This is a genomic window from Amycolatopsis sp. NPDC043887, assembly GCF_056435665.1.
The window spans coordinates 147,265-156,142 of sequence record NZ_JBWKEB010000013.1; the positions used below are offsets into that span (position 1 = coordinate 147,265).

Consider the following 8,878-nt stretch of genomic DNA (forward strand, 5'->3'; position numbering starts at 1 on the left):
AAACTGTCGGTGCGGACCTCTATGGTCCGCGTATGACCGTTTCCCCCGAGTTCCAGTCCGTCGTCGAACTGCGCCGGTACACGCTGCACCCCGGCCGCCGGGACGGGCTGATCGAGCTCTTCGAGCGCGAGTTCGTGGAGAGCCAGGAAGCCTGCGGCATGCGCCTGTTCGGCCTCTTCCACGAGCCTGCGGAGCCGGACAAGTTCGTGTGGCTGCGCGGTTTCCGGGACATGGAGACCAGGCGTGCTGCGCTCGAATCGTTCTACCACGGGCCCGTGTGGCGAGAGCACGGCCCGGCGGCGAACGAGACGATGATCGACGCATCGGACGTCCTGTTGCTGCGCCCGTCCGGGCCGGGGTTCCCCGCTCCGGGCGGCGCTGGGGATTCCCGGATTCTGGTGACGGTGTGCCATCCTGCCGTCCCGGTCAAGGAGTTCTCCGAGTACTTCGCGGACAACGTGGCGCCCGCCTTGCGGGAATCAGGCGTGGACACGTTCGGCCACTTCGAAACAGAGCCCGCGGAGAACACCTTTCCCCGTCTTCCCGTGCGGGAGAACGAGACGGTGTTCGTCTGGTTCTCCAAGTTCACGGAAGAACACCGCGAACTCCTGGACCGGACAGGCACCGAACTCGCGGGCAAACTCGAACGCCCTTGGCAACAACGGGAACTGGCGCCGACCGCGCGGTCAGTCCTGCGCTGAAAGGAGGTCCGCGAGTCCGTCCGGGTACAGGATCGCCTTGCCGCTCGACACGTCGGCCATCGGCAGCCAGTGCACGCGCGCGCCGTCGTCGAGCACCACGCCGACCTCGTCGCGCTCGTAGAACGCCTTGTCCGTCAGGTCCGCGGTGAACAGGAACACGATCTCGTGCCCCGGCCTGCCTTCGTAGGTGTACACGTTCTCCAGTACGGCGATCTGCTCGACCGAGGTCAGCTCCGCCGCGAGTTCCTCCTGGAATTCGCGGTGCAGCGCCTCGGCGGCGGTCTCCCCGAACTCGATCCCGCCGCCGAGCGGGCGATGGTAGGTCACGCCCTTGGTGTGGTCGCGGCCCTCGAACACGAGAAGGTCTTCACCGCGGCGGATGACCCCGAGCGAGAGCGGGCGGATCTTCGTCATCCTGGTGACGCTAGCGGAGGAATTCCTTGACGGACAAGGTGATCGAACCGGCGTCGAGGCCGTGCGCGAGGTCGTGATCGGCCATTTCGCCGTAGATCCGCACTTCCGCGTCACGCCGGACGCCGAGGGAGAGCAGCCGGTGCGGCATTTCGGACAAAGCGTCCGTCACCACGTGCGCCGACGTCCCCGCGAGGTACGGCTCGATCAGCACGACGTCGGTGGCCCCGGTGGCGTCGACGGCCGCGCGCAGCCCGGCGGCGTCGAACGGCCGGATGGTCGAGGTGTAGAGCACGGTCACGTCGAGATCGGCGGTCGCCTCCAGCGTCCGGTCGAGCATCGGCCCGACGGCCACCACCACACTTCGCCTGCCTTGGCGCAGCGTTTGCAGACCCGCCCCCAGATGGGCTTTCGCGTTCTCCTGCGCGGAAAGCCGGAGATAGACGCGCCCGTCGCCAGGGATGGACTCGAGCAGCAGCCGTCGTGCCTCTTCGGGATGCCCCGGCACGTGCACGGTCCAGCCCGGCAGCGTGTCGATGAGGGCGACGTCTCCGGGCGCCTGGTGGGTCCGCCCGGCGGTCGGCATGTCGTAGGACGCGCCCGAGGACACCAGCACGGCCCCGACGTCCTGGTGCCCGAGGTCGAGTTTGACCTGCTCGAACGCCCGCTCCACGAGGAACGACGAGAAGGTGTGGACGATCGGCCGCATGCCGGCCAGCGCGAGTCCGCCCGCGGTGCTCATCATCAGCTGTTCGCGGATGCCGACGTTGAGCACCCGGTCGGGATGTTTCCGCGCGGCGAAGGCGAGTTGTGCCGCGGAGATGTCGGCGAGCACGACGGCGACGTTCGGGTCGGCGTCGAGCGCTTCGGCGGCGGCTTCGAGGAACGTTTCACGCATGTTCACGGGCTCAGGCCTTTCGCTCGACGGTCGCGACCACGGCGAGCGGCCGGTCCGGATGAGGTGTGGTGAAGGCTTCGTGGAGCGCGTCGTGATCGCGGCCGTCGACGGTGCTGGTCGTCCAGCCTTCGACCTCGAACCGGCGCGCGATCCCGCCGGGCCAGCCGTGTGTGGCCGAGGAGTTGTCGATGACGACGGCGGTCAGCTGCGGCATGCCGATCCGGCCCGCGACCGCGATGGCCTCTTGGTTGGAGCCCTCGTCGAGCTCCGCGTCACCGATGAGGGTGACGACCTTGGCGTCGCGGAATCCCTTGGCGCGCAGGCCGAACACGGTACCGATGGCCAGCGGGAGCCCGTGCCCGAGCGAACCGCTGGAGATCTCGGCCCCGGGAAGCCTCGCCCGGTCGGGATGGTGACCGAGGCGGGACTCGGCCGAAGTCCAGTCGGCGAGTTCTTCCTCGTGGAGGAAGCCCTTCTTCGCCAGCACCGCGTAGTAGGCCATCGGACCGTGCCCCTTCGACAGCAGGAAACGGTCGCGGCCCGGATCGCGGACGTTCTCCGGGGTGATGTCGAGCACACGGTCGTAGAGCACCCACAGGACGTCCACAGTGGACTCCGCGGCCGCCTGGTGTTTCTCGTCCCCGGTCATCAACGAGATCAGCCTCGGCAGATCCTCGTAGCCGGTCTTGGTGTCGGTGGTCATGAACCGAGGTTGCAACCTCGACTTAGGTCGAAGTCAAGGCTAATCTGGCGACGTGACGAGACTGGCTGAACACCTGAGCATCGGGCAGGTCGCCGACCGCAGCGGCGTGCCCCATACGGCTTTGCGTTTCTACGAGGACAAGGGACTGATCAGCTCCGAGCGCTCGGCGGGCAACCAGCGCCGGTACTCGCGCTCGGTGCTGCGCCGGATCGCCTTCATCCGCGCCGCGCAGCGGGTCGGGCTCAGCCTGGACGACATCAGCTCGGCACTGGAGACCCTACCCAAGGACCACGCGCCCACCAAGGCCGACTGGGCCCGCCTTTCGCGGGGCTGGCAGGACGAGCTCGACGCGCGGATCGACGCGTTGCAGCGCCTGCGCGACAGGCTGACCGGATGCGTCGGCTGCGGTTGCCTCTCCCTGCGCAGCTGCGGGCTCTACAACGCCGACGACCAGATGTCCCGCTTCGGCCCCGGCGCGGGGAAACTGCGCCCGGCTTCCGAGGGCGGCATCTGAATTCCGTTGCCACGTGGGGGCCGGATGTGCGTCACTGTGACTCGAAATGGACAAGAAGAACCTCATCCGAGTCTCGAAACGGCTCTCCCGGCACCTGCGGCACGCACCCGGCGACATCGGGATCACCCTCACCCCTGACGGCTGGGTCGACGTCGACACGCTCTTGGCGGCCTTGCGGCGCAACGGTTTGCCGCTCACCCGCACCCAACTCGACGAAGTGGTCGAGGGCAACGACAAACGGCGCTTCGCCTTCGACGAGGCCGGGCTGCGGATCCGTGCCAGCCAGGGCCACAGTGTCGACGTCGACCTCGCACTGCCCGCCGCGATCCCGCCGGAGGTGCTCTACCACGGCACGGTCTCCCGGTTCCTCGACGCGATCCTGCACGAGGGACTCCGGCCGATGAAGCGGCATGCCGTGCATCTCTCGGCGACCGTGGACACCGCGCGGGCCGTCGGGGCGCGGCGCGGCGTCCCGGTGCTGCTCGCCGTGGACGCCCGGGAGATGTCCGCCGCCGGTCACGAATTCCAGGTGAGCGCGAACGGCGTCTGGCTCACCGCCGCCGTCCCGCCGGAGTTCCTCCGCAGACTTCCTTAGACCAAGCCGTTGTTCCGCAGGAGCGACAACGTGTTCACGGTGAACATCCCGTTCCACTCCAGCGCGGCGGCCGGCGAATAGCTCGTGTAGTCGACCCGCCAGCCGCCGTCGTCGTGCTGCTCGCCCGCCACCCGCCGCAGATCCGCTTCGACGATCTCCGGCCGGAAGAGCTTCCGTGCCGGGCCACCGGGTTCCGGCGCGAAGTCGAGCGGGCGCATGGCCTCGCCCTCGATCCCGCCGCCGACGGCGACCACACCGTCGTCCGGGACGAACCGGCCGAGCTTCTCGACCAGGCGCGTGTCGCCGAGCGCGTCCACCAGCTTCATCGCGAAAGCGAGCACGAGCGCGTGCGGCGCCTCGTCGAGCTTCTCGATCTCATCTAGGCAGTAGCGCGTTGCCTTCGCGAGCCAGGGATGCGCGGCGACCGCCGGATCGTGTGCCGCGACGCGATGCGCGGTCACCGCGACGATCGCGGTGATCTGCAGTGAGGAGACCGCCGGATCCGCGCTCGTCCAGAACGGCGCGCCGCCCTCCGGATCCGGCATCGGCAGCGCGAACGGGATCCCGCCGTCGGGCAAGGAGATCGAGGCGAGCCAGTCACAGAGTTCGGCCGCGCGCGGACTTGTCGACTTGCCGACGTCGGCGAAGACCTCGAAAGCGTGCAGCGCACCGGCGGGCTGACTGGTCACCGAGCGGCAGTCCGGTTCGAGTCCGTGGCCGTAGCCGCCGTCGGGATTGCGGTACGCCTCGAGCGCGGCGAGCGCCGCGGCCGGGTCACCGGAGCGGAAGAGGACTTCGAAGCGCCGCCTGTCGAGCAGCCGGGCCTGGGTGGCCATGAACGTGGCCGCCGCCTTCAGATCGATGTTCATGCCGACAGGGTCGCGCGGATCGCGGCGCCTGTCTTGAACACATCGGTCACGAACGGCGGCGCGGGCGGTTGTAAAGCTTGCGACCGACGCTGAGGAGCGTTTCGCGCAGCGTCTCGTCGTCGAGCGACGCGACCTCGGGCGAACCGCCGGCGATGGCGATCCCCGCCAGGAGCACCTGCGCGGTCACGATCGCGGTGAGATCCGGATCGGGGCCGACGAGGATCTCCAGCAGCCGGTTCTTGAAGCTGTCCGAGCTGTGCACGGACTTCTCGATCGCGCGGGCGATGCCGGGGTCGCTGGAGAACAGGGCGACCAGCGCGCGGTGCCGCACCACGAGATCGACGAAACCGTCGAGCAGGTGGTCGATCTGCGCGCCCCGGGTGCGCTGGGCGCGGGCGTCGTCGACGATGCCTTCGAGCTCTCGCAGCACGGGTTCGGCGACGGATTCGGTGATCTCCGCCTTCGTCTTGAAGTGGTAGTAGACGGCGGCCTTGGTGACGCCGAGGGCGTCCGCGATCATCTGCAGCGAGGTGCCTTCCACGCCGTGTTCGGTGAACAGCCGCAACGCCGTGCCCAGTAGTCGCGTGCGGGTGTCCTCCGCGTGGACGACGTCCATGTTCCCTCCTCGTTCAGCCGTCGGAGATTACGTCAAGCGTGGCCGCCTGGCCAAACGAGTACTAGCCGTGCGGCTAGTCACACACTTGCCGATCGGCTTGTAGCGCCCTAGCCGATCGGCTAGCTTGAAATGAACCTGAACGAGTGAACGGGAGACTTTCGTGGCCAGCTTCCTGTACCGCCTGGGCCGGTTCTCGTTCCGGCGCCGGGCACTGGTGACGGCGGTGTGGGCCGCCGTCCTGGTGGCCCTCGGCGCGGGCGCGCTGACCCTGTCCGGCCAGCTTTCGAACTCGGTGACCATCCCCGGCACCGAGTCGCAGAAGGCGATCGACCAGCTCGCCGACCGGTTCCCGGAAGCCGCCGCCGGTGGCGCGACGGCGCGCGTCGTCATCTCGACGCCCGGTGACATCACCGACGCCGGTGGGCAGGCGGCGATCGCCCGTCTCGTCACCGGGCTCAAGGACGCGCCGAAGGTCGCCGGCGTGGTCGACCCGCTGCAGGCGCAGGCGATTTCGCCCGACAAGCACGTCGCGTTGGCGCAGGTCAGCTACCGCGTCCCGGGCTTCGAGCTCACCGACGCCGACCGCGACGGCCTGATGGCCGCCGCGGATTCCGCCAAGGCCGCCGGGTACACCGTGGAATTCGGCGGTGACGCCGTCCAGGCGATGCCCGCCACGAACGCCACCGAAGGCCTCGGTGTCGCGGTCGCCGCCGTCGTCCTGATCATCACCTTCGGCTCGCTGCTCGCCGCCGGGATCCCGCTGCTGACCGCGCTCATCGGCGTCGGCATCGGCATGGCGGGGATCACGACGGCGTCCGGTTTCCTCGAACTGAACACGAACACGCCGGTGCTCGCGCTGATGATCGGCCTCGCCGTCGGCATCGACTACGCGCTCTTCATTGTTTCCCGCTATCGGCACGAACTCACGATCGGCCGCGATCCGGAGGAAGCCGCCGGACGGGCCACCGGCACCGCGGGCTCAGCCGTGGTGTTCGCCGGGCTGACCGTCATCATCGCGCTGGCCGGCCTGACCGTCGTCGGCATCCCGTTCCTCGGCGAGATGGGGATCGCCGCGGCGATCACCGTCGCCATCGCGGTCGTCATCGCGCTCACCCTGCTGCCCGCCGTCCTCGGGTTCGCGGGCGGCAAACTGGCGGGCGGCAAGATCCGCTTGCGCCGCAAGGAAAACGCGACGACACACGGCGAGCGCTGGGCACGTTTCGTGGCCCGCCGCCGGATCCCGGTGCTGGTCGCCGCGATCGCCGGCCTCGCGATCGTCGCCATCCCGGCCGCGAGCATGCAGCTCGGCCTGCCGAACGACAGCACCGCCGCGCCGGACACCACCCAGCGCAAGGCCTACGACACCGTCGCCCGCAGCTTCGGCGAGGGCGCCAACGGGCCGCTGGTGATCGTCGTCGACCTGAGCGCCAGCACCGACCGGCAGGCCGCGCTCCAGCAGGCGGCCGCGGGGATCGGCGGGCTCCCCGAACGCCCGATCGTCACGCCGCCGAAGACCAACCGGGACGGTGACCTGGCGCTGCTGACCGTCATCCCGAAGAGCGGCCCCAGCAGCACCGCGACCGAAGACCTGGTCAGCGACATCCGCGGCCTGAACGCGGGGCTGGGCACGGCCACCGGCGCGTCGCTGGCGGTGACCGGCCAGACCGCGGCCAACATCGACGTCTCGGAGAAACTCGCCGACGCGATGCTGCCCTATCTCGCGCTGATCGTCGGGCTCGCGTTCCTGCTGCTGATGCTGGTGTTCCGCTCGATCGTGGTCCCGCTGAAGGCGACGCTGGGCTTCCTCGGCTCCGTGGTCGCGACGTTCGGCGCCGTGGTGGCGGTGTTCCAGTGGGGCTGGCTCACCGACCTGCTCGGGGTGAAGACGACCGGACCGATCATGAGCATGCTGCCGATCCTGCTGATCGGTGTGCTGTTCGGGCTCGCGATGGACTACCAGGTGTTCCTGGTGACCCGGATGCGGGAGGAATACGTCCACGGCGCCGACCCGCAGCAGGCGATGGTGACCGGTTTCCGGCACGGCTCCCGCGTCGTGGTCGCCGCCGCGCTGATCATGATCAGCGTGTTCGCCGGATTCGTCCTCGCGGAGTCGTCGCTGATCCAGTCGATCGGGTTCGCGCTGGCCTTCGGGGTGCTGGTGGACGCGTTCGTGATCCGGATGACCATCGTGCCGGCGCTGATGTCGCTACTCGGCCGCGGTGCCTGGTGGCTGCCGAAGTGGCTTGATCGCGTGCTGCCCGATGTGGACGTCGAAGGCGAGAAGCTCGCGAAGCAGCTGGACGCTCCTGACGAGCGGGAGCTGGTCGACGCCTCGAAGTAGGTACTGGTCGCGGGTTTCTTCGGCCCGGGCCCGGTGCGACACGCCCGCTTCGCTTACTCCTCGATAGGTACGCGAAGGCCCCGTGCAGGTCGTTTGGTGCGGGTTGGTCGTGAGTGGCGATTCGGGTTAGAACCCGAATCGCCACTCACGACCCCGGTGACCCACTCGGCACCGGCGCCCGTGCCCGTGCCCGCCTGAAGGTCCGTGAAGGCCTCCTTCACTACCTTCAGGGTAGGCAAGGAGGCCTTCACGGACACATGATCAGCCCCAGCCAAATCCAGCAGGCACCCAAGACGCTCTCGGCCCTGACCCGAATCGCCACTCACGACCTCGGTGACCCACTCGGTACCGGTGCCCTGCCGGCCCCGAAGTAAATGAAGGCCCCCTTCACTACGTCTAGCGCGGCGAAGGGGGCCTTCACGCGCAGCGGTTTGGCCTCGCGCGGATGGCGCGCCCCGGCGTCGTCGCACAGGACCGCTTTCCGCCACATCATGGAGCGCTCGGCCGTCGGGAAGTTTCGCCCCGGTGGTGAACCGGGCGGGCCACCGCTGACTGAAGCACTCCGGCCCGATCGCGCCGTCAGGCCGATTTCAGAAGAAGAGGAACTTGACGCGCTCCCGGCGCGCAGCCGATTTACCGGACGGCGCTCAGGCCAGCCAGGCGATGGCGCCGCCGATGGCCAGCAGCGCGCCGATCCCCAGCACGACGGCCATGAACTTGACGCTCTTCCAGGTCGCGTAGACGCCGCCGATCAGGAAGCCGCCGAGCGCGAACAGCAGCACAGCGATGGTCGTGTTACTCACGACCGCCACCCTGCCACACGTCCCCATCACGACCGCGCCGGGCCCGGGCCTTGCCCGCGCGACCGGGCATGGCTAACGTACAACCACATGGTTGTACTTCGGGGGGAGGGCGAGGAGTCGCTCAACCAGCTCTTCCGCGCCTTGGCCGACGGCACCCGCCGCGACATCCTGGCGCGGGCGATCGCGGAAGCACCGTCGGTGTCCGAACTCGCCGCGCGCTACGAGATGAGCTTCGCCGCCGTGCAGAAACACGTCGCCGTGCTCCAGCGCGCGGGCCTGATCCGGAAACGTGCCAGCGGACGCGAACAACTGGTCTCGACCGACCGCGAGCGGCTCCAGCGCGCCAGCGAGCTTCTCGACTCCTACGAAGCCCTTTGGCGCCAACGTGTGGCGCAGCTCGACGATGTCCTGCGAGAAGGGGAATGAC

Annotated in this window: 11 protein-coding genes; 5 read left to right on the forward strand and 6 right to left on the reverse strand. The window is 68.9% G+C overall.

The window, feature by feature from the left end; all coding sequences use genetic code 11:
- The first annotated feature begins 32 nt into the window (after window positions 1-32).
- The gene (locus AC069H_RS30910; protein ID WP_478234668.1) at window positions 33-701 is read left to right on the forward strand and encodes an NIPSNAP family protein; all 669 of its coding nucleotides are present in this window, start codon (window positions 33-35) and stop codon (window positions 699-701) included.
- Here the strand turns inward: AC069H_RS30910 and AC069H_RS30915 are convergent.
- Genes AC069H_RS30915 through AC069H_RS30925 form a run of 3 tightly spaced genes read right to left on the reverse strand, consistent with a single transcriptional unit; the run spans window position 687 to window position 2,713 of the window.
- Window positions 687-1,115, reverse strand: coding sequence for an NUDIX hydrolase (locus tag AC069H_RS30915; RefSeq protein WP_478227199.1), 429 nt, complete (start codon window positions 1,113-1,115; stop codon window positions 687-689). The two genes, AC069H_RS30910 and AC069H_RS30915, sit on opposite strands and share 15 nt — an antisense overlap.
- Window positions 1,116-1,125: 10 nt before the next feature.
- Window positions 1,126-2,016, reverse strand: a complete 891-nt coding sequence (locus AC069H_RS30920) for a transketolase family protein (RefSeq protein WP_478234669.1) — start codon at window positions 2,014-2,016, stop codon at window positions 1,126-1,128.
- A 4-nt stretch (window positions 2,017-2,020) separates the two neighbouring features.
- Window positions 2,021-2,713: a transketolase gene (locus tag AC069H_RS30925; RefSeq protein ID WP_478234670.1), complete on the reverse strand. Its 693-nt coding sequence runs from the start codon at window positions 2,711-2,713 to the stop codon at window positions 2,021-2,023.
- 52 nt (window positions 2,714-2,765) lie between these two features.
- Here AC069H_RS30925 and soxR point away from each other — a divergent pair, with 52 nt between their 5' ends.
- Window positions 2,766-3,227 carry a redox-sensitive transcriptional activator SoxR gene (soxR, locus tag AC069H_RS30930; RefSeq protein WP_016335982.1) on the forward strand — a complete coding sequence of 154 codons (462 nt, stop codon included), beginning with the start codon at window positions 2,766-2,768 and terminating at the stop codon, window positions 3,225-3,227.
- A 46-nt stretch (window positions 3,228-3,273) separates the two neighbouring features.
- Window positions 3,274-3,822, forward strand: a complete 549-nt coding sequence (locus tag AC069H_RS30935) for an RNA 2'-phosphotransferase (protein WP_478227202.1) — start codon at window positions 3,274-3,276, stop codon at window positions 3,820-3,822.
- Here AC069H_RS30935 and AC069H_RS30940 read toward each other — a convergent pair.
- A complete protein-coding gene (locus tag AC069H_RS30940) occupies window positions 3,819-4,691 on the reverse strand; it encodes a hypothetical protein (protein ID WP_478234671.1) in 873 nt (290 codons plus the stop codon). The two genes, AC069H_RS30935 and AC069H_RS30940, sit on opposite strands and share 4 nt — an antisense overlap.
- Window positions 4,692-4,737: 46 nt before the next feature.
- Entirely contained in the window at window positions 4,738-5,307 is a 570-nt protein-coding gene (locus AC069H_RS30945) for a TetR/AcrR family transcriptional regulator (protein ID WP_478227204.1), read from the reverse strand.
- A gap of 160 nt (window positions 5,308-5,467) precedes the next feature.
- On the opposite strand from AC069H_RS30945, the gene AC069H_RS30950 reads away from it, so the two are divergent.
- Window positions 5,468-7,648, forward strand: a complete 2,181-nt coding sequence (locus AC069H_RS30950) for an MMPL family transporter (RefSeq protein WP_478234672.1) — start codon at window positions 5,468-5,470, stop codon at window positions 7,646-7,648.
- A gap of 647 nt (window positions 7,649-8,295) precedes the next feature.
- Here the strand turns inward: AC069H_RS30950 and AC069H_RS30955 are convergent.
- Window positions 8,296-8,451 carry a hypothetical protein gene (locus AC069H_RS30955; RefSeq protein ID WP_016335988.1) on the reverse strand — a complete coding sequence of 52 codons (156 nt, stop codon included), beginning with the start codon at window positions 8,449-8,451 and terminating at the stop codon, window positions 8,296-8,298.
- An 87-nt stretch (window positions 8,452-8,538) separates the two neighbouring features.
- On the opposite strand from AC069H_RS30955, the gene AC069H_RS30960 reads away from it, so the two are divergent.
- Window positions 8,539-8,877, forward strand: coding sequence for an ArsR/SmtB family transcription factor (locus tag AC069H_RS30960; protein ID WP_478227206.1), 339 nt, complete (start codon window positions 8,539-8,541; stop codon window positions 8,875-8,877).
- Window position 8,878: the final 1 nt, after the last annotated feature.

Coding starts and splice junctions, on each gene's coding strand:
- AC069H_RS30925 (WP_478234670.1), bottom strand. CDS start 2,713: ATGACCACCGACACCAAGACCGGCTACGAGGATCTGCCGAGGCTGATC.
- AC069H_RS30910 (WP_478234668.1), top strand. CDS start 33: ATGACCGTTTCCCCCGAGTTCCAGTCCGTCGTCGAACTGCGCCGGTAC.
- AC069H_RS30935 (WP_478227202.1), top strand. CDS start 3,274: ATGGACAAGAAGAACCTCATCCGAGTCTCGAAACGGCTCTCCCGGCAC.
- AC069H_RS30915 (WP_478227199.1), bottom strand. CDS start 1,115: ATGACGAAGATCCGCCCGCTCTCGCTCGGGGTCATCCGCCGCGGTGAA.
- AC069H_RS30960 (WP_478227206.1), top strand. CDS start 8,539: ATGGTTGTACTTCGGGGGGAGGGCGAGGAGTCGCTCAACCAGCTCTTC.
- AC069H_RS30945 (WP_478227204.1), bottom strand. CDS start 5,307: ATGGACGTCGTCCACGCGGAGGACACCCGCACGCGACTACTGGGCACG.
- AC069H_RS30940 (WP_478234671.1), bottom strand. CDS start 4,691: ATGAACATCGATCTGAAGGCGGCGGCCACGTTCATGGCCACCCAGGCC.